The 21063-nt window shown below is 41.9% G+C and carries 10 protein-coding genes and 3 pseudogenes; 1 reads left to right on the top strand and 12 read right to left on the bottom strand.

Annotated features, from left to right (window positions below; genetic code table 11):
• Complete coding sequence (locus QM917_RS01120) at nucleotides 1–867, top strand: cysteine ABC transporter substrate-binding protein (protein ID WP_153225300.1); 867 nt, start codon at nucleotides 1–3, stop codon at nucleotides 865–867.
• 176 nt (nucleotides 868–1043) lie between these two features.
• Here the strand turns inward: QM917_RS01120 and pyrE are convergent, their stop codons facing one another.
• From pyrE to QM917_RS01060, 12 genes and pseudogenes are all read right to left on the bottom strand, one after another.
• Nucleotides 1044–1676 (bottom strand): orotate phosphoribosyltransferase, encoded by a 633-nt coding sequence (gene pyrE / locus QM917_RS01115; protein WP_075232221.1) that lies wholly within the window; start codon nucleotides 1674–1676, stop codon nucleotides 1044–1046.
• Between the two features lie 42 nt (nucleotides 1677–1718).
• Nucleotides 1719–2420 (bottom strand): orotidine-5'-phosphate decarboxylase, encoded by a 702-nt coding sequence (gene pyrF, locus QM917_RS01110; protein ID WP_414284421.1) that lies wholly within the window; start codon nucleotides 2418–2420, stop codon nucleotides 1719–1721.
• A gap of 256 nt (nucleotides 2421–2676) precedes the next feature.
• Nucleotides 2677–4008 (bottom strand): cell division protein FtsQ/DivIB, encoded by a 1332-nt coding sequence (locus tag QM917_RS01105; RefSeq protein WP_414284419.1) that lies wholly within the window; start codon nucleotides 4006–4008, stop codon nucleotides 2677–2679.
• Nucleotides 4009–4017: 9 nt separating this feature from the next.
• Complete coding sequence (locus QM917_RS01100) at nucleotides 4018–5076, bottom strand: UDP-N-acetylglucosamine--N-acetylmuramyl-(pentapeptide) pyrophosphoryl-undecaprenol N-acetylglucosamine transferase (protein ID WP_414284417.1); 1059 nt, start codon at nucleotides 5074–5076, stop codon at nucleotides 4018–4020.
• Nucleotide 5077: 1 nt separating this feature from the next.
• On the bottom strand, nucleotides 5078–6430 hold the full coding sequence (gene murD, locus QM917_RS01095; RefSeq protein WP_049549388.1) for a UDP-N-acetylmuramoyl-L-alanine--D-glutamate ligase: 1353 nt from the start codon (nucleotides 6428–6430) through the stop codon (nucleotides 5078–5080).
• Between the two features lie 95 nt (nucleotides 6431–6525).
• Entirely contained in the window at nucleotides 6526–9231 is a 2706-nt protein-coding gene (locus QM917_RS01090) for an FtsX-like permease family protein (RefSeq protein ID WP_414284416.1), read from the bottom strand.
• 1 nt (nucleotide 9232) lies between these two features.
• Nucleotides 9233–9934, bottom strand: coding sequence for an ABC transporter ATP-binding protein (locus tag QM917_RS01085; protein ID WP_153225307.1), 702 nt, complete (start codon nucleotides 9932–9934; stop codon nucleotides 9233–9235).
• A gap of 497 nt (nucleotides 9935–10431) precedes the next feature.
• Nucleotides 10432–11010 (bottom strand): annotated as a pseudogene (locus QM917_RS01080) (SIALI-17 repeat-containing surface protein); the annotation flags it as partial.
• A 36-nt stretch (nucleotides 11011–11046) separates the two neighbouring features.
• Nucleotides 11047–17676 (bottom strand): annotated as a pseudogene (gene bgaA, locus QM917_RS01075) (LPXTG-anchored adhesin/beta-galactosidase BgaA); the annotation flags it as partial.
• Nucleotides 17655–17823 (bottom strand): annotated as a pseudogene (locus tag QM917_RS01070) (YSIRK-type signal peptide-containing protein); the annotation flags it as partial. The pseudogenes QM917_RS01070 and bgaA, both read right to left, overlap by 22 nt.
• Before the next feature lie 605 nt (nucleotides 17824–18428).
• Complete coding sequence (locus QM917_RS01065) at nucleotides 18429–18986, bottom strand: SMI1/KNR4 family protein (RefSeq protein ID WP_414284414.1); 558 nt, start codon at nucleotides 18984–18986, stop codon at nucleotides 18429–18431.
• Between the two features lie 14 nt (nucleotides 18987–19000).
• Nucleotides 19001–20749: a glycoside hydrolase family 13 protein gene (locus QM917_RS01060; RefSeq protein WP_414284413.1), complete on the bottom strand. Its 1749-nt coding sequence runs from the start codon at nucleotides 20747–20749 to the stop codon at nucleotides 19001–19003.
• Nucleotides 20750–21063 lie beyond the last annotated feature (314 nt).

The following is a 21063-nucleotide window of genomic DNA, read 5'->3' as shown; positions in this document are numbered from 1 at the left end:
ATGAAACTACTTAAACCAATTTTAACTGTTTTTGCCCTAGCATTTGCGCTTATCTTCGTCACAGCTTGTAGTTCAGGCGGAAGCTCTGATGCTTCATCTACTAAGGCAACTGCCAAAGCTCGTACCATTGATGAAATTAAGAAAAGTGGCGAACTTCGAATCGCGGTATTTGGAGATAAAAAACCATTTGGTTATGTTGACAACGATGGTTCTTACCAAGGTTACGATATCGAACTTGGTAACCAATTAGCACAAGACCTTGGTGTCAAACCGAAATATGTATCAGTGGATGCAGCTAACCGTGCTGAATACTTGATTTCAAACAAGGTTGATATCACACTTGCCAACTTCACAGTTACTGACGAACGTAAAAAACAAGTTGACTTTGCCCTTCCTTACATGAAAGTTTCTCTCGGTGTTGTGTCACCAAAAGATAAAGTCATCAAAGACGTTAAAGAACTTGAAGGCAAAACCTTGATCGTTACAAAAGGAACTACTGCTGAAACTTACTTTGAGAAAAATCACCCAGAAGTAAAACTTCAAAAATATGACCAATATAGCGATGCCTATCAAGCCCTTCTTGATGGACGTGGAGATGCCTTTTCTACTGACAATACTGAAGTCCTAGCTTGGGCGCTTGAAAATAAAGGATTTGAAGTAGGAATTACTTCTCTAGGTAACCCAGATACCATTGCACCAGCAGTTCAAAAAGGTAACCAAGAACTTCTTGACTACATCAATCAAGAAATCGAGAAATTAGGTAAGGAAAACTTCTTCCACAAGGATTATGAAAAAACACTTCACCCAACTTACGGTGATGCTGCTAAAGCAGATGACCTGGTTGTTGAAGGCGGAAAAGTTGACTAATACTCTTCGAAAATCAAATTCAAACCACGTCAGCTTTATCTGCAACCTCAAAGCTGTACTTTGAGCAGCCTGCGGTTAGCTTCCTAGTTTGCTCTTTGATTTTCATTGAGTATAACATCCAATGAAATCACAAAAAGAAATCAGGTAATCCTAGCGACTACCTGATTTTCTATTTTTTAAGCATTTTGCCAATTTTCTTGGTCTTCTTTAAATCGTTTGAGGAGGTCAAGTCCTTCTGGTGTGATATAACCTTCTTCTTGGGCTAGGTGAATGAGCTCGCTGTAGTTTGAAAGTGTTACTAGTTTGACACCAGCATCTACAAAGTTCTTGTCTGCTTTTGGCAATTGATAGCTGAAGATAGCCACAACACCAAGGACATCAGCCCCTTCACGTTTAGCAGCTGCTACAGCTTCGAGAACTGAACCACCCGTTGAAATCAAATCTTCAACAACGACCATTTTTTGTCCTTGGGCTACATGGCCTTCGATTTGATTTCCAGCACCGTGATCTTTTGGTTTGCTACGGATATAGGCAAATGGCAAGTTCATCTTGTCAGCGATGATGGCACCATGCGGAATGCCCGCAGTCGCTGTTCCTGCAATCACTTCTACTTCTGGGAATTCTGCCTTGATGGCTTCCACAAAACCATTTTCAATCAAGCTACGCGTTTCTGGGTAAGCAAGCGTTACACGGTTGTCCGTATAAATCGGTGACTTAATGCCTGATGCCCAAGTAAAAGGTTCTTCTGGCTTGAGGTAAACGGCTTGAATTTTCAATAGATGGCTAGCAATGTCTTTAGCAAGTGTCATGGTGTGCTCCTTTTTATTTATAGTGTTAAATGAATCTTCTTTTTAAACCCAATCTTGTGTCCATTCTTCTTTGATGGCATGGTAGGCTGCGACTGGATCAGCTGCTTGCGTAATCGGACGGCCAACTACGATGTAGTCACTGCCAATCTGGTAAGCTTGTCCTGGGGTTACTACCCGTTTTTGATCTCCTGCTTCTGTCCCTCTTGGGCGAATCCCTGGTGTCAGACAGATAAAGTCTTCATGAGTTGCTTGTTTGATGAGCTTGGCTTCTTGAGCCGAGCAAACGACTCCATCTAGACCAGCTTCAGCTGTTTTCTGGGCATAGTGGATAACCGACTCTTGGAGGCTAGTTTGGATATTTTGACACTCCTGCATTTGTTCTTCCGAGGTTGAGGTTAATTGGGTCACCGCTATGAGAATCCCCTTGTCTCCCAATCCTTCACGCGCTGCCTGCATCATCTCAACTCCACCTGCTGCCTGCACATTGGTCATATCAACTCCTAGGTTGGATAAGATTTTCATGGTTGATTTGACTGTATTGGGAATATCATGCAGTTTGAGATCCAAAAAGACACTATGTCCTAATGACTTCAAATAGCGGACAACTTCAGGCCCTACAGCATAGTAGATTTCCATTCCTACTTTGACATAGAGCTTTTCATCTGCTGGAAATAGGGCTAAAAACTCCTTGGCTTCTTCAAAACTTGGAAAATCCAGAGCTATGACTGGGCGACTTTCACGCATGTGTTTCTCCTCTTATCTTTCTTATCAGCCCAACTTCCTTCAAAAAGACTACAAAAAAGGAACCTGCCAACAGCAAGGTTCCACGAAAAATGGGTAGAATCCACCCTTTCACCGTCTAACCTTAGCTGCCTCTCTGGACTGCTTTAAAGGTTTTTAACTATTCTATTATTTAAAGCGGGACTTGTCAAGTAAAAACTAGTATCCGAAAAACTTTAAAGCCAAGACTCACAATCAAGCCGATAGAATGTTCTCAAGTTTATCGACTCTGTGATTGTTGAGTTGTTTGGTTTTGATTACCCTGTTCCTCTTGTTTTTTCTTTTCTTCTTCCAGCTTTTTCTTCTCCTCTTCTTTGGCCTTGATTCTCTCCTCCTCAAGTACCTTATCCGCCAAACTATAACTATAGATCCCAACTTCCATATCAATACCACTTGGTACTGTCAATTGTGGTTTAATCTTACTATAGTAAGGCAATTTTTTACCTAGTTCTGATAGAGGAACCAAAACTTCATCCGTATCATACATGGTAATCTTGAGTAGATCACTGGTTACACTAGTTGGAGCCAATTCAATCGTTTTGATCGCTTGCTTAATCTCTGGGCTGATTTCAGCCAGTTGTTCAATCAAGGTTTTGACTTGCTGCTCATCGTTAAAGAGTACAGACATATAGGTTTCTGGAAGACTGACTAGGCTAACTGGACTAGTTTCCACCGTCCCACTAGAAAGAATCGGATAATGGTCCTCTCCAGAAACATAATAAGCTATAATCCCGTATTCCTTGACCTGGATGGTGAAATTGGTCGGGAATTGATAGTGAATGCTAGCAGATTCAATCCAGTGATTGGACTTAATCATCTCAGCATGTTTGTCTTTATTGAGAAGTAGACTAAAGGTATAGTCACTATCACGAATCCCTGAAGCCTCTTTGATTTGATCTGCATTGGTCTCTACTGTCCCAGTGACTTCTATGTTTTTCAGAGTTGAGAAGGGCGTCAAGAGATAGATCGAAAAGACCAAGAAAAGCAAACTCGGGATTAGAATCGTAACAGCACGCCAGATATGAACACTTGGAATAGAAGGCTTAGCAATCTTTTTCTTAGACTTAGATCTTTTTTCTTCTTCTTTTGTTTCTTCAGATTTTTCGTCCTCTTCTTCTACTTGTTCTGTCTCAGTAGTTTCCTCCTCATTTTCAGGAGAGGACTGGTCTTCTTCTACTTGTTCTGTCTCAGTAGTTTCCTCCTCATTTTCAGGAGAGGACTGGTCTTCTGCACTTTCCTTCTGCTCTTCAGGATTAGAATCTAAATCCTCTTCCTCCTCAGTATCTTCAGATAAGTCTGACTCTTGTTCTTCCTTGGTCTCTTCCTCAGCCTTTTTACGCAGATATTCACGGTTCTGCTTCTGCCACTCTGATAAAGTGGTTTCTTCTTCCGGAGCTTTTGCAACTTCTTTTTTATTGGTATCTGCTTGGGCCTTTTCTTTGGCTAGTTGGGCCTCTTCTTCAGCTTTTTTTTGAAGATATTCTTGATTTCGTTTTTGCCACTCTGACAATTCCTTGCCTTGAGTTGGCTCTTGTTTCTTATCCTTTGACATCGATTTTCCTTATGATAGATCTTTTGTTAGTAACGCATAAAAATCCGCCACAGATTTTAATTCATGAGAATTCTTCATCGTGTTCTGGTAGTCTTCTTTGTGGGTCAAAAGCTTGCTTACTTTTTCTTCTAAAGTAGACAAGGTCAAATCGCCCTCTTGCAACTCCTCAGCATAGCCTTTTTTCACAAAGTAAGCCGCATTTTCAATCTGATCTCCACGGCTAGCTTCACGCCCTAGAGGGACAATGACATGCAATTTAGCCATGGCAAGAAGTTCAAAAATAGTATTGGCACCACCACGAGTGACGACTACATCAGCCATATTCATGAGCGGTTGATAGAGGTCAGTAACATAGTCAACACGATAGAGGTTTGAACTTAGTTCATTTAAACTAGCATCCCCTGTCAGGTTGATGATATTGTAGCGACTAGTCAACTCTTCCTTGTGGTCTGTGACTAGTTGGTTAAAGACACGCGCACCAGCAGAACCTCCGACAAAGAGAAGAGTTGGTAACTTGTCGTTGAAAGAAGTTCGGATATCCACCATTTCTTCAGGTTCTTCCATAACTGGACCAGAAACCTTGGTCACAGCTCCTACATGTTCTACCTTAGTGAGACTAGACGCTTGCTCGAAAGTAGAGTACATCTTAGTCGCAAACTTATAGGCAATTTTATTGGCCAATCCCATAGAGAGGTCAGACTCGTGGATAAAGACTGGCACTCTGCATACTCGCGCTGCAATAACAGGAGGAACAGATACAAATCCCCCCTTAGAAAAGAGGGCCTGAGGACGAAGACGGAGCATGATAAAGAGCGATTGAAGGATTCCAAAGGCAACCTTAAAGACGTCAACCATATTTTGCCATGAGAAATAACGACGCAATTTCCCTGTAGCAATAGAATGGAAGGTGACATCTAAACCTGACTTGAGAATTTCATGATGCTCAATTCCGTTCTTATCACCAATATAGTGGACTTCCCAGCCATCTTCGATGAACTTAGGCATTAACAAAAGGTTGAGGGTAACGTGTCCAACCGTTCCCCCACCTGTAAATACTATTTTTTTCATATTATCCCTTTAACTCCGCTACAGTGTCGATGAAAAGATCTCCACGTACTTCAAAGTTAGCATACATATCCCAGCTAGCATTAGCAGGACTGAGGAGAACCACATCTCCTTCTTCTGCAAGTTCATAAGCCTTGCGGGTTGCATCTGCAATATCTGTTGCATCCACATAAGCCACACCTGCCTTATCGGCTGCACGTTTGACACGTTCTGCAGACTGACCGAGAATGACCATTTTCTTAAGTCCAGTAATATCTGGTACCAATTCGTCAAACTCATTACCACGGTCTAAACCACCAGCAATCAAGATAACCTTGCTATTGTCAAATCCAGACAAGGCTTTTTGAGTTGCCAAGATATTGGTTGATTTACTATCGTTATAGAATTTAACCCCATTGATTTGGTCTACAAATTGGAGACGGTGCTTGACACCACCAAAGGCTGACAAGGTTTCCTTGATGGTTTGGTTATCCACACCACGAAGCTTGGCCACAGCAACCGTCGCAAGAGCATTTTCTACATTGTGGCTACCTGGAACTCCGATTTCATTCGCTGCCATGACTACTTCCCCACGGAAGTAGAGTTGACCATCTTCCAGATAAGCTCCATCAACCTTTTCCTGTGTTGAAAATGGTACAACGGTAGCTTGTGTTTTGCTAGCCAATTCTTTTGCCAAGTCTTGGTTGAAGTTCAATACTAAGTAATCAGTCGCTGTCATATTGCTTTGAATATTCCACTTAGCTTCGACATAGGCTTCAAAAGAACCGTGATAGTCAATATGCGTTGGCATCAGGTTGGTAATAACAGCAATTTCAGGATGAAATTCTTGGATTCCCATTAGTTGGAAAGAGGATAGCTCCATGACAAGGGTATCCTTATCTGTTGCTGTCTGAGCTACCTGGCTTGCAGGATAACCGATGTTACCTGATAAGAGTCCATTTTGCCCCGCAGCAGTCAGAACTTCTCCAATCATGGTTGTGGTCGTTGTCTTACCATTTGAACCAGTAATTCCAACAATGGGTGCATCAGAAATCAAGTAGGCCAACTCAACCTCTGTCAAAACTGGAATGCCTTTTTCTAGAGCTTTTTCAATCATAGGATTGCTATAAGGAATTCCTGGATTTTTTACCATGAGGGCAAAATCTTCATCCAATAATTCCAAAGGATGTCCACCAGTGACAACCTTGATGCCCTCTTCCAAAAGACTTTGCGCAGCTGGATTTTCCTCAAAAGGCTTGCCATCATTCACCGTTACGATGGCTCCTAGCTTGTCCAAGAGACGAGCTGCAGATTCACCAGATTTAGCCAAACCTAGGACTAATACTTTCTTATTTTCAAATTGATCAATTCGTTTCATATCTAGAACTCCATTTCTACTCTTACTATTTTACCATTTTTATGAAAATAAAAAAGCCACAAAGGGCTTTCTTATTTGTTTTTATCCTCTACCAATTATTCTACAGACTTGAGGGCTTCTAACATATCCACCTTTCGGAGATAATGATTGACAAAAATTCCTAGGATGGTCAAAATAACACTGACGGCTAGAACTGGAATGAGATAAACTTCCCAGCTGACCTTTGGTTGAAAACGGAAGGTACCGGGTGCGATCATCTGAATGAGAAATTGATGGAGATAAAAGCCTGATACCAATCCTACAATCATTCCAATTAGTGACAATAGGATGGTTTCCCGATAGATATAAAGGGTCACTTCTTTGTTATGAAAACCAAGAACCTTGATGGTTGAGAGTTCCCTAATCCGTTCAGCAACATTGATATTGGTCAAATTATAGAGAATCACGATGGCTAATAGAACCGATACCAGCACCAAAATCGCCATGGTATGATTCAGAGAATTAGCAAAACTTTCAAAGAGCTGAATGGTTGAGGCATTTTGAACGAGGCCACTGACAGCCACCTGGTCCATAAATTCTCCTGCGACGGTTTCAGTATTCCCTTCACTTTTATCCTTAAGTTGGACCAGATAGGTGTTCATCTTGGGAGCTTGACCATATATCTCCTCATAGGTCGCCTGATTCATATAAACAAAATGGCCTACGTAGTGTTCGGTAATGGCTCCAACCTTAAAGGTTTTTCCATCTATTGTAAAGTTGTCACCAAGGGAAACTCCTGCCAACTGGGCTAATTTTTCAGTCAGAACAAGTCCGTTAGATAAGCTCAGTTTTTCCCCATTTTTTTCTAGGAGGACAAATGGAGCCAGATCATCTTGATCCGTTACCATCATGGTCACGGTTTGAACACCTGCCTTGCCAGCATACTTTTCCTCAACCTGTTTGGAAGAAATTAAACGATAGTTTTCAACTTCATCACTCTGCAATTTTTCTTCTAGCTTTTCCTTATCAGAATCTGAAGCCCGAGAATTGACAGAGAGAACCATCTGGTATTGTTGCAGATCCTTAAACTGTCTGTCGGCCACGCCAACCACAGAGGATTGAATACCAAGCCCTGCAAAGAGGAGGGCTACTGAACCTGCAACTCCAAAAATGGTCATCAGCATGCGTTGTTTGTAACGGAAAATGTTACGAGCTGTAACTTTTTGGGTAAAGCTCAAATGAGACCAGATAAAGGTGATCCGCTCCAAGAGAATCTTTGAGCCCTTGACTGGTGGCTTGGGTAGTAATAATTGTGCTGCTTCTTCATGCAATTCTCTGCGAGATACAAGGTAGGCAGGTAAAACGCTAGCTATTAAGCTTAGCCCCAGAGCTAAACAACTATAGGTCCAGTAAAAATACTGCTGACTCTCTCCAACAATCATTCGCTCAGTGATGATATGCGAGATTGTGGGTGCTAAGACATAGTGACCAATCAGAATGCCTAGAAGGGTGCCAAGAGTACCAGCAACTAGACCGTAAATCACAAACTTAGCAATGATATTCTTGCTATGGTAGCCTAAGGCCTTAAAGATACCAGCATTAGTTCTTTCTTCGTCTACAAAACGGGTCATGGTGGTAAAGGTAACCATGGCTGCTACGGCATAGAGAACAACTGGGAAGATATTCCCTACGGCACGAATACTCATAGCCGAGTTACTATACATGAGATAACCTTGACCAGTAGGAGAACTCTTGCGATTGTAGACATGATAGGTTGGCGCTGTCAGAGCATTGACCTCATCCTGACTGGTCTGCCACTTAGCCTTTTCACTCGCCAGATCTGTTTCGGCTTGACTCAGCTTTTCCTTTTCTTGCTTTAGTTGTTCTTTTGCTTCTTCTAACTGACTAGATGCTTGACTTTTTTGTGGTTCTGGTAGTTGGCTCACTTGATTTTCTTGAGCTTGTAAACGCGTTTCGACTTCCTGCAGGCGTTTCTTGCCCGCTGTCAAGTTGCTTTCAGCCTCGTCTAGCTGTTTCTTGCCCTCATCAAGGGACTCTTGAGCGTCCTTTTTCATTTTTTCTAGCCGCGCTTGACCATTATCAGCAACTAAGTTCTTTAGAGTTGCTTCTTCTTCCTCTAGCTTCTTTTCGTAATCACTGGAGAAAGGATTGACATCTGTTAAACTAGCAAAACGCAGACGGGCAATCGTGTAAACAGAGCTCTTAAAATTTGCTTCAGTTACGACACCATAGGCTGCTAGATTCCCATTACCACTGGCTGAACTCCCCATATCCGTTTTTGAGAAAATATCTGGAGAGTGGACGAAGCCTGTAATGGTATAACTATCCCGCTTCAACTGAGAATTACTGCCCTTCTTTTGACTCAACTGAATGACTTGACCAATCTGATAACGATCTTTCCAAAAGTCCGCCAAAGCCAATTCATCTTCTTTTTCAGGCAAACGACCTTCCGTTACTTGAAATTTTGAAATCTTTTCAGTATTTGAAAAGATCCGTATGGCATCTTCACTGTTTGCCAGAGTCAAATCTGTCATATAACCAAATTCGACATCTGCTCCTGATAGAGTTTGCAATTCTTCCTGGTCTGCCTGATCTAGACCATAATCTGCTATGACGGTCATATCTGCCGCATTAGTTTCTTTCAGATAAGCCCAAGCTGTTCGCTCCATATTAGGACTAGCAACCTTGAGACCAACCACGGCTAAAGAACCTAACATCATCAGAGTTAGGATGGATAAAAACCGTCCCTTTGAACCTGTGAAAGACTGGAGCAGGTCTTTCCAATATGTCTTTCTTTTCATCTTAGTACTCCAAATCATCAATATCCTGTGGTTGAGGATTGAGGACAACACTCTTGACACTGGCATCATGCATCTGAATCACCCGATCAGCTATTGGAGCTAGGGAGGCATTATGGGTCACAATGATAACGGTAGCCCCCTTCTTACGTGACATATCTTGAAGAATCTTTAGAACCTGCTTACCCGTCTGGTAGTCCAAAGCTCCCGTTGGTTCATCACAAAGGAGAATTTTAGGATTTTTTGCCACCGCTCGAGCAATGGATACTCGTTGTTGCTCACCGCCTGACAGCTGAGCTGGAAAGTTATTTAGACGGTGTCCTAAACCTACATCCTTGAGAACCTGCTCAGGATCCAAGGCATCGGCAACAATTTCTGAAGCAAGCTCAACATTTTCCTTGGCAGTCAAGTTAGAAACCAAGTTGTAAAATTGAAAGACAAAGCCAACGTCATCTCTACGATAGTTAGTTCTCTGATGAGAAGTGAAATTCGAGATATTAGTTCCATCAATCCAGACTTGCCCTTCATCGTTTGTATCCATACCACCTAGAATATTTAAAACGGTTGACTTCCCTGCACCAGATGACCCAAGGACAATGACTAGTTCTCCCTTTTCAATCTCGAAGTTGACATCTCGATTGGCTACGATTTCTGTATCACCAGTATGATACCTCTTATAGCTGTTTTTCATTTCAATATAAGCCATCCTATCTCCTCCTCTTCTCCTATTTTCATCTTTATTATAACTCTTTTGAGGAGAGAAAGAAAGCTTATCCCTGTAGACTTTAGAGAGATTTTCAAAGTCCTCAGATGAGCTGAATTCAAGTCAGTATAGCCATGCCTTACTCACCATGTTTCTGAGGCAATTCCTCTAGTTTGTTATTTTAGTTTTTTGTCGAATATCATCTCTGGTCTTCTTTTGCAATTAATTGTTTAGATAAAAAAGCGAACAAGACCAGCTTCTGTTTATCAGAAAACTAGTTTTGTCCGCTTTTTATAATCGAGGCTGGGACAAAAGTCCTAGCCTCTCAATTGTCTTTGGATTGTCGAGCAAGACGCAGTGGTTGAGTGGGCTCTACTACGCTGATTTCATCAGCTTTTACAGCCCTACTCAACTGTGCGGAGGTGGGACGACGAAATCGAATTCTAACGAATTACCGATTTCTGTCCCACTCTCTATGACTTGGATGCTTTTACATCATCTTATTCGTCGTCTCTTTTCTTGCCCATTGCAAACATACCAAGAAGTGCTCCTACAACACCTACGGCTGCAAGGCCAGCATTTTCTTTAGTGCCTGTCTCTGGGAGTTTGTATTGATGACTTGCAGGTGCTTGGTAGGTCTTATCTTGTGACATAGCAAGAGCTATTTGTGACTGCTCATCTTTGAATTCTGGAAGTTCATGGATAGCTCCTTCTGATCCATTGACACCACCTGTGAATTCTGGACCTACTTCTTGAACAGCTGCTGCTTCACCATTCACACCACCAGTAAATTCTGGGACTTCATGGATAGCTGCTTCTGCTCCATTGACACTGCCTGTGAATTCTGGGCTTACTTCCTGAACAGCTACTTCTTCACCTGCTGTACCAATAGCTCCTGTGTATTCTGGGATTTCATGAACAGCTGCTTCGACTGCGTTAACGCCACCCTTGAATTCTGGGACTTCTACTACTGGTGCTGCTTCATCACCTGCTGTACCAATAGCTTCAGTGTATTCTGGAACTTCATGAACAGCTGCTTCTGCTCCATTCACACTGCCTGTGTATTCTGGGATTTCCACTACTGGTGCTGCTTCATCGCCTGCTGTGCCAATTGCTCCTGTGTACTCTGGAACTTCTACTACTGGAGCTGGCTCGTCACCTGCTGTTCCAATTGCTCCTGTGTACTCTGGAACTTCTACTACTGGAGCTGGCTCGTCACCTGCTGTTCCAATTGCTCCTGTGTACTCTGGAACTTCTACTACTGGAGCTGGCTCGTCGCCTGCTGTTCCAATTGCTCCTGTGTACTCTGGAACTTCATGAACAGCTGCTTCTGCTCCGTTAACACCACCTGTGAATTCTGGAACCTCGTGGATAGCTGGATCAGTTTTACCTGATACTTCTTTCTTAGTTCCGACTAAGACAATCTCATCTTGTGCTGCTTCAACAACTTCACGAAGTTTTTCAGTACGGCTTCCATCTACTGCTACTTCAGTAAGGATGCGTTCTTTACCTTCACGACCTACTTGAGTCACACGAGTTTCACCTTCTGGAAGATTCGGATCATCTTGCTTAATAGACTTAAAGCTGATTGCTTCTTCTACCACTTCAAGGCTAGGAAGTTCTTCCTGAACTGCTGGGGCAACTTTTCCAGTTTCAACCTTTTCTTTGGTCAATTGGATACGGTATTCCTTAACGTGTTTACCACTTTCTGAAACGAGACGTACCAAGACTGGAAGTTTATCGTCACCACTATCAACAACTGTTGCCGCTACGTTTTCACCAGCTTCAACGGTCACTTTAGGACGGTTTCCACTATAGGTTACTTGGTAATCCACACGAGCTTCAGAGAAGTCAGCAAGCTCTTTACCATCTACTAGAAGTTTAGAAGCTGTATTGTCTTTTGGTGCTTCACTTGGTGCGATAAAGGCCATTTCAGTGATAGCCACACCCTTCTTGTCTGCTTTTCTGTCCATGCGCCATCTCATAGCTTTAGCTTTGACTGGTGCAAAGGTTACATGGATGTCAGTTCCTGCTTGAACTTCTTGATCCGCACGGTATTCAACTTTCTCCCAGTTAGAAGGAGTGTTGAATGGATGTTCTGGATCGTATGGTTGGTAGTTAGAGTAATATTCTGGTGAATCAAATTCTGGTCCCACATAGCGTTCTAGAACGAGTTTAGAAGGTGCATCTGTTCCACCATCTGCAAAGAAGCGAATGCTTCCTTCAGCTACTGTACGTTCAACAATCTTACCATTTTCTCTGAAGATAACCCCTACTGAAACTTCTGGATTTTCAGATGGAGTTGGAGACCAGTTGGTCCAACGACGGCTTTCATCATCAGAACCATCATTGACATAGTCCACACGGTCACGAGAGTTTGGATCAATATCGTTAGTTGCTGAGGCAAATGAGCGGTTGCTGTCATCATCGAAGTCTGGGTTGTCTGATAGGTTTTCACCGAGTTTATCAGTCACACGTACAGCCACTTCAGCAGTTAAATCAGTACCCAAAACGCGACCATGAACTGTAAATTCACCTGCTTTTGTTAGATTTTCTGCTGGGACTGCTTCCCAATCAACAGCCAAGTCTTTCACTTCATAGTCAGATTTTCCTGTGAAGTAGACAGGAACTTTTGCTGGTAGCTCAAGGGTTTGTCCTTTAGCAACCAAGCGAGAGGATTTGGCAACAGCAACAGGTTTACTTGCGAGCAAATCTTTATCATTTGTGAAGTGTAGACGATATTCACCCAGGATATCACCGTTTTCAGCCTTGACAACAACACGAACTGGATCTCCTTCACCTACGCTTGGTACAACTGTTGCAATACCATTTTCAGTGACACTTGCTGTTACAGTTGGAGCTTTTCCTTGGCTTGCTTCTAGATAGTAGTCAGTCAAGCCTGGGTTAAAGTTTGGCAAATCTTTTCCATCCACTTGGATTTGTGCTTGAGCTTTCTTAGCTGCTGCTACCTGTTTAGAGAAGACTTGCATTTCTGTAATAGAAGTACCCCATTTACCATCTGGTCGAACCATGCGGATACGAACTGCGTAAGTGTTGACTTTATCAAAGCTAAAGTGGGTCATTTCTCCAGCTCTTACTTGATCTGGAGCCTTGAGATTTGTTACTTCTTTCCAGTTTTTATCGTCATTAAAAACATGATCTTCACGTGCTACGAAGCTTGGATTCTTAGGAACTGTTGGAGTTGCTGAACCAACATAGTATTCGATGACATAGGATTTAGGTGCACCAACACCGTGGTCTTCGTGGAAGGCGACATTGAGGTTATCAACTAAACGTTTAGACATGATACCAGAGTCACCAAAGAGAATCCCTACTGAAGCTTCACTTGTACGGTTCCAGTTTGTCCAACGGTTTGCTGGTTGGTTATTATATGAGATTAGTTTGTCATTGACATTGGCTACTGGGTCACTTGGATTTGAGTCTGATGCAAAGGCAAGTGGCAATTCTGAACCAGTCCACTGATCAGAAATATTAGCACCAGTTTCTGTCTGAGCAGACACACGAACATGAAGTTTGGTTGGTAGTTGAGTACCTTCGACATATCCTGTCACAGTAAAGTTGCCTTCTTGTGCGTATTGGCTTGGTTCAATTGCGTCCCAAGTTACTTTAGCTGAAGATACTTGGCCATTTGAGTGATAAGTCCGAACACTCTCTGGTAGTTGAGGAGCTTCTGCAACTGGAGTTGTTACGCTCACTTCCTCGACAGCAATGATACCTTCAACAGATACCTTAGCATGAGCTTCTTTTTCGAGCCCTTCTACTTTACCAAGAACATCAAAGCTATGGTATTTAGCAAGGTCTTCCTTAGCAACTGCTTGCCAAGTCACCTTGTGAACCTTTGGAAATCCTTTGTCATACTCTACAGTTACTGTAGCTGGGAGACTTGGTTCTTGATTCAAGCCTGTCACTACGCTGACTGGGCGGATTGCTTGTACGACTTTGTTTTCAGTATTTGCTTGAATGTTCAAGTCAATCTGACCTTCTGCTCCTTCAAATTGAGCTTTCAGAGTTACTTGACCTGGTTTGTGCAATTCAAGCATACCTTTACGAACGGCTACATCTCCCTCACCTGTAGTTGAGAAGCTAACCTTGTCAGCCTTCAAGACTGCTTGTGTACCGTCTTGATAGTGAGCCAAGACCTTGATACCGACAGTTTGGTCTTCTTTCAAAGTAGCTGCATTTTCAACTTCTAGGCTCAAACGTTCAATTTGTGGAGCTTCTTGTAGGAATTGGATAGCATAGATTTGTAGTGGGCCACCATCGTTTGGTTGAACATGGATGCTTGCACGCATACCATTTGCTTCATTAGCTTGAATAACTGTCACTTGAGCATTTTCAGCTGTAGCTTTGACCTCTGGCAAGGCTGCTCCATAAGCAAGCTTGTGATATTTTACAGGTTGGTCTGTTGAAAGACCTTCAACAGCTTGATCTGCTACAGTTACACTTGGAACTACTGGATTAGCAGCTTCCCCTTCTGCAACTACCAAGGTCGCAGCGATTTCTTCATCTTCTAAAATACCTTTTGCTGGGATGCGAGAGCCTGGGATTGCTAGTTTAGCTTGGTCTTCAGCTGCAATTTCCCACTTATTAACATCATAGCTTGCTACAGTACCATCTGATAATACGTAGGAAACAGATTTGTCAACTGAATTTAGGTCTGTATTTGGAGCGATTCTCTTAACGACAGGCAGTTCTGCTTCGAGTGCCAAGACTTCAACACGCGCTTCTACTTCACGTCCTTCTGCCACACCTTTAACAGTAACAATTCCTGGTTCGTTGATATCAACTGCTGACCACTCTACTGGAAGTTTTGCACGACTGCCGTCACTGTAGATAAAGGCCACTTTCTTAGGCATTTTTGGTGCTTGCCCGATAACCGTACGTACTTTAGGTACTTCTGTACCCAAAACTGTTTTTTCAGCTTGCTCTTTCTTACCTGTGAAGATAGTAGTTTGAGCAGATTTCAAGAGATCAGAGTGAGCAGTCAAAGTAAATTTACCAGCTTGCTCAGTTGATTTAACAATGACAACACCCTTACCATTGAAGGCCTTACGGATCCATGAACCGTCTGCTTGTTCTTTGTAACGCTCACGGCTAGCTTGTTCACCGTTATCCACACCGACAATTTGACCTTGACCATGCAACTGGAAGCGCACAAGGTTGTTAGCTGTAGGAACTACATTACCAGCCTGGTCAACTATTTCATAGTAAATATAAGTGAGGTCTTTCCCGTCTGCTGCAATAGCATGTTCTTCTTTGACTAAGCGAACACCTGCAGGCTCTCCAGCAGTCGTAATCTTATCACGAGCAATTTCATTACCTGCTTCATCACGAGCTACTGCTTCCAGGGTTCCAGGTTGATAAGCAACCTTCCACTCAAGGTAAAGTTCCTTGGCATTGGCACCTTCTTGATAAGTACGTCCATCACTTGTTTGTTTTTTGTTAAATGTCTTCTTGCCTAGAGATTCACCATTCAAGAATAATTCCACACTTGCAGCGTTTGAAAATGCACGAACAGGAATCTTACCATCTGCATCAGCTACATTCTCTTTCAGACTAGAGTCTTCCCAGTTCCAGTGAGGAAGCAGGTGAACCATTGGTTTCTTCTGAGCAGAAACCCATTGGCTTTGGTACAAGTAGTAGTCATTCTTTGGAATTCCGGCTGTATCTACGATACCGAAGTAAGAACTCTTAACTGGCGTATTGTTTTGGTTGTGCCACGGAGTAGGCTCACCGATATAGTCGGTACCCGTCCAGATAAACTGACCAGCATAACCAGCATTGTCACGGTCAAAAGTCCAAGATGCAGTGGCTGTTTTACCCCAACCAACACGGTCATTACCGTAGTCAGACTGCTCATAATGACGGTAAGCTTGATTGCTGTGGACTAGTTCACTTTCTGGACGGAAATAGCTACCACGAGTACGAGTTGCAGAAGAAGTTTCTGAACCGTAAATCAACCAGTTTGGATGTTTAGCACGCAGTTTCTTGTAGTTATCTTCTGAATAGTTAAATCCAACCGCATCCAGTTCGTCAGCGATTTTCTCATGTCCACCGCTACCATCACCGAAGCGGAATTTATCTGCTCCCATTGTGACATAGCGAGTCTTGTCAACGTCTTTGATGACCTTGACCAAACGCTTAACAGTCGCTAGAGAATGTGGATCTCCTGAAGCTTCACCGATTTCATTACCGATAGACCACATGAAGATAGCCGGGTTGTTCTTACCTCTTTCGACCATGGTACGCAAGTCAAAATCAGACCATTTTTCACCTTTTTTAGCTTCTGGGTGAGTGGCATCTTTTTCAAAGAAGCGGCCATAGTCATACTGTTTCTTACCACCATACCAAGTATCAAAAGCTTCTTCTTGAACCAACAAACCAAGCTCTGCAGCAATTTGTAAGGTCTGCTCACTAGCTGGGTTGTGGGTTGTACGGATAGAGTTCACACCCATATCCTTCATCTGTTTAAGACGACGGTATTCTGCCTTATAGTTTTCTTCTGCTCCTAGGGCCCCGTGGTCATGGTGAAGAGAAACACCGTGGAATTTAATGCGTTCACCATTCAAAGAGAAGCCTTCGTTTGGAGTCCAATTGTAATAACGATAACCAAATAAATCTTTCTTAGCATCTACCAACTGGCCATCACGATAGACACGAGTTACCAATTCATAAAGGGCAGGCTTGTCGTTAAGGACTGTCCAAAGTTTTGGTTTCTCAACTTGCAAAATAGCATTTAGACTAGTTGATTGATGAGCTTTCAAGACTTGACTATCTGTACGAACCACGTCCGTTACAGCCTGACCATTTCGTTCAATAATTTGGTATTCAGCAACAATTTCATGATCTTTGTCATCTGTATTGACAATCTTACTTGATACGTGAGTGTCAACCTTACCATTTTGTTGTTTTTCAAGGTCTGGAGTTAAGATGGTTGTACCGTTTTTGGCAACATGCAATTTGTCTGTCACTTGAAGAGTAACATCACGATAGATACCACTTCCTGAGTACCAACGGCTACTTGGTTGTTTATTAACCGCATGTACAGCTACGACATTTTCACGACCGTCTTTATTGAGATAATCAGTGATGTCATAAGAGAATTGGTTGTAACCATTTGGATAGTGACCAACTAGCTGACCGTTTACATAGACTTGCGAATCCATATAAACACCATCAAAGACTAGGCGAATATTCTTGTTTAGGTCTTTTTCATCTAATTTAAAGGTCTTGCGATACCAAGCATCCCCACCATTCAGTTGTCCACCCTCATTTTGGGCAGGAGACTGATGGTCGAAGTCGTTATAGATACTCCAGTCATGAGGAAGGTCTAATTTCTTCCAGCTTGATACATCGGCATCTGGCTTGATGGCGTCTTTGGCATTAGCATTGAGTTTAAAATGCCAGTTTTGGTTAAATTCTACTTTACGATCCTCAACCAATTGATTTACCTCCTCGCTGGTAGCCGGTTTTAGGTCCGGTTTTTCCGTTTGAGAAGATTGATCTTGAGTAATTACTTGAGATTTCTTATCTAGCATGGAATCCACTTTTTTATCAGAATCTGATTGTAGAGTTTGGTCGTCCTGTGCCTTTTCAACTGCATGAGCTGGTGTAGCAACTTCACTTGCAGCTGATTCAGTTGATGCTGGCTGTTCTGGACTTCTTGTTTCACCAAGTTCCTCTTTATGAGAATCATCCGCTACTTTTTCTGTAGCAACTGTAATCGGAGTTTCTTCCGCAGCTACTGGATTTGCACCAGCTACACTTGCTCCAAATAAGACTGAGCAAGTACCGATGACTACAGAGCAAGTTCCAACGGTAAATTTCCGGATACTATACACTCTTTTTCGATTCCAATGACCTTTTCCCATAAGATCCTCCTTATATTCGTAACCGCTTCCATTTTTGTGTAAGCGCTCTACTTTTTCAGTAGTATTTTGCTTCTATTTTATAAAATAATATAAGAAACTTCAATACTGGCAGCATAAAAATCATACTTTTGATTCTTTTTTCTATAATTTGTAGAAAAGTTTAAAAATCTGAATGTACATTTAGTGAATGGTTTTACTAAAAAAGGCGGTGGGACAGAAATCGATAGACAAAGTCTCGATTTCGTAGTCCCAGCCTCGCGAGGATGATTAGGATCTTTTTGGAGTCTAATACTCAATGAAAATCAAAGAGCAAACTAGGAAACTAGCCGCAGGCTGCTCAAAGCACTGCTTTGAGGTTGTAGATAGAACTGACGAAGTCAGCTCAAAACACTGTTTTGAGGTTGTTGATAGAACTGACGAAGTCAGTAACATACCTACGGCTAGGCGACGCTGACGTGGTTTGAAGAGATTTTCGAAGAGTATAAAAGACGAACAGAAAGTTCAATCAGCTACCGCATCAAAGTTTGATTGCTAATAAAAAGTGAGGTCGGGATCTTTTGTCCCAACCTCTTTTACGGACTATAAAACCGATATTTCCTTATAGATTATTGACTAGATTTCCCCTTTTCCAAAAGCTTGACCATCTCATTTTTACGCTCTTCTAGCTCTGCAATTTGATGAAGTAAAAGCTCTGAAAAATCACATTCAAGCTCTTCAGTTTCGCCACTATTATACCAGTCTAGAGCAACTATGTGATTGTTCTTATCAAAGCAGAAAATCACATCTCCATCACCTACGATAGACAGAAATGGGATATAATCCACAAAGCCCAGAGCGTGTAATTCCTTTGTTTGAAGACGAATGTCTAAGAAGTCTGGGATACCATTTGCAATTCCCAAGACATTAATACCTCGACAGAAGGTCCAAAATGGTGCTACATCGTAAGCCTTGGCTCTTGGCCATATCTCTTCTTTGACCTCCATAAAGAGACCTCCCAGAGATGACATGGTGAATTCCCTGAAATCTTCTGGCAGACGAATGCCGTATTGATTTTCAAAATCCTGAACATCTTCCTCCGATGGTTCATTGCCCATGCAGGCGACAACCTGATAAGTTTCCTTATCATAGTGACGAAAATACTCATAAACTTCCTTGAGTGCCATTATTTTAATCCTTTTTACTCAGAAATAATAACTACAAATCCAGCTGGTAAGATAACCTCTTGTCCATCTTTAAGATGGCAATGACTCGCTAAATCAACAGAATCCTTGTCTAAGATAACATTTTCTGTAGACTGATTGAAGATGGCTTGAACTTCTTTTCCTTGGTAGTTCCACTTCAAGGATAAAACATCTGGTTTCAATTCTTCCAAGCGATAATTACCATGCTGGATAATACTTGCCACTTCCTTACGGACTTGGATTAGTTTCTTCATGAAATTCAGCATGTCATTGTCTTCAGAAACACGCTCCCAAGGCATGACACGACGGCAGTCAGGGTCTGGTCCACCAATTAGGGCCAGCTCTGTTCCGTAATAGATACAAGGAGTCCCTTTTTGAAGGTAGAGGAAAGTTAGAGCTGCCTTGACGTGTTGGATATTTCCTTGGGCAGTTGTGAGGATACGTTCTGTATCATGAGAATCCAGAAGATTAAACATAACCTCTGAGATTTGTTGCTTATAGTACATAGACTGGCTATTGATTTCTGAAATAAACTGGTCAGTCTTTTTATGCTGACGCAAGAAATAATCTTTAATACTTTCAGAAAGCGGGTAGTTCATGACCGCATGGAACTCATCCCCATTTAGCCAAGGCTGAGAAGTATGCCAGATTTCACCTAAAATATACAAATCAGGCTTTTTAGCGAGAACTGCCTTTCTAAAATCTCTCCAGAACTGATGGTCAATTTCATTGGCAACGTCCAAGCGCCAAGCATCGATATCAAAATTCTCAATCCAGTAGGTCGCAACACTTAAAAGATAGTCTTTGACTTCAGGATTGGCTGTATTTAACTTAGGCATATAACTAGCAAAGGCAAAGGTATGATAAGGGAGTTCTCTCGCGTTTTTCAGTTTATCCTCTGTAATTGGGAATTCTTGAATATGGAACCAATCTTTATAAGGTGACTTTTCTCCATTTTTTAGAACATCCTGCCATTGGACTGACTGGTTGCCAATATGATTAAATACTGCATCTAGCATAATCTTGATACCACGTTTGTGGGCTTCCTCGACTAGATTACGAAAGACTTCCTTGTCTCCAAAGTGACGGTCAATTTCAAAATAATCCGTCGTATCATACTTGTGATTGGTCGTTGCTTCAAAAATCGGACATAGGTAAAGTCCAGTGATTCCCAAATCTTTAAGATAGTCTAAATGGTCAATAATCCCTTGTAAATCTCCACCAAAAAAATCATCCATGTTAGGTGCAATGGCAGCATCCCACTCTCGAGCTCCATCTGGAGTCAGATTAGGATTTCCATTAGCAAATCGTTCTGGGAAAATCTGATACCAAACGGTATTTGAAACCCAGTCAGGAACCTGACATCCGTCGATTTCGTGAATATAAGGAAGCTTGAAACCATTGCCTTCAGCATCCAAGTTTTCTTGAGTATGTTCTACGCAACCCTTATCACCATAGAAAACACCTTGACCTTCTTTATCAAGGAGCTCGAAGAGATACTGAATCCGTGCAAAATCAACCGATACCGTAACCTGCCAATAGTCAAATAGGGCATCTGAGGTTACTTTGGTCATTTCTTTATTTGCTTCATACTTATCCTCAATGAAAATAAAGGGATCTCCATAATGCAAGATAACCTGCTGGACATCATTTTTCTTGGTTCTGATTCGGATATGTAGCTGACCTTCTTTGTAAAGATATGCATACTCTGATTCTGGTCTATGATAAATGGCTGTTAATTCCATGTATTGTCTCCTAAATAATCTTCAACAACAAAAACGCAAACGTTTTCATAACTAACAGAACTAGTATACTATTTTAAGATTCGATTTGCAATTTTTATACCAGTTTTACGATAGATATAATAGATTGAATTAAGGTGTGAACAAAGAGATTGGGAAAGCCAACTAAATTTCTAGAAGTTTTTTTAGAATCCATAGTGTACTATTCTAGATTCAACCAACTATATATAGATGGACAAGGGTAAAATTGAGTAGACTCTTTTTGAGCTTTAAAAAGAGAGTTTCCATGAACTGGAAAACTCTCTCATCATTACGGA

This window comes from Streptococcus infantis, from assembly GCF_047460685.1.
GTDB lineage: Bacteria > Bacillota > Bacilli > Lactobacillales > Streptococcaceae > Streptococcus > Streptococcus infantis_AD.
The sequence above is the reverse complement of the archived record's forward strand: the minus strand, read 5'-3'. Positions and strand labels throughout refer to the sequence as shown.

What these genes read in the sequence shown, in the direction of transcription:
- QM917_RS01120 (WP_153225300.1), top strand. Translation starts at nt 1, where the DNA reads ATGAAACTACTTAAACCAATTTTAACTGTTTTTGCCCTAGCATTTGCG.
- pyrE (WP_075232221.1), bottom strand. Translation starts at nt 1,676, where the DNA reads ATGACACTTGCTAAAGACATTGCTAGCCATCTATTGAAAATTCAAGCC.
- pyrF (WP_414284421.1), bottom strand. Translation starts at nt 2,420, where the DNA reads ATGCGTGAAAGTCGCCCAGTCATAGCTCTGGATTTTCCAAGTTTTGAA.
- QM917_RS01105 (WP_414284419.1), bottom strand. Translation starts at nt 4,008, where the DNA reads ATGTCAAAGGATAAGAAACAAGAGCCAACTCAAGGCAAGGAATTGTCA.
- QM917_RS01100 (WP_414284417.1), bottom strand. Translation starts at nt 5,076, where the DNA reads ATGAAAAAAATAGTATTTACAGGTGGGGGAACGGTTGGACACGTTACC.
- murD (WP_049549388.1), bottom strand. Translation starts at nt 6,430, where the DNA reads ATGAAACGAATTGATCAATTTGAAAATAAGAAAGTATTAGTCCTAGGT.
- QM917_RS01090 (WP_414284416.1), bottom strand. Translation starts at nt 9,231, where the DNA reads ATGAAAAGAAAGACATATTGGAAAGACCTGCTCCAGTCTTTCACAGGT.
- QM917_RS01085 (WP_153225307.1), bottom strand. Translation starts at nt 9,934, where the DNA reads ATGGCTTATATTGAAATGAAAAACAGCTATAAGAGGTATCATACTGGT.
- QM917_RS01065 (WP_414284414.1), bottom strand. Translation starts at nt 18,986, where the DNA reads ATGGCACTCAAGGAAGTTTATGAGTATTTTCGTCACTATGATAAGGAA.
- QM917_RS01060 (WP_414284413.1), bottom strand. Translation starts at nt 20,749, where the DNA reads ATGGAATTAACAGCCATTTATCATAGACCAGAATCAGAGTATGCATAT.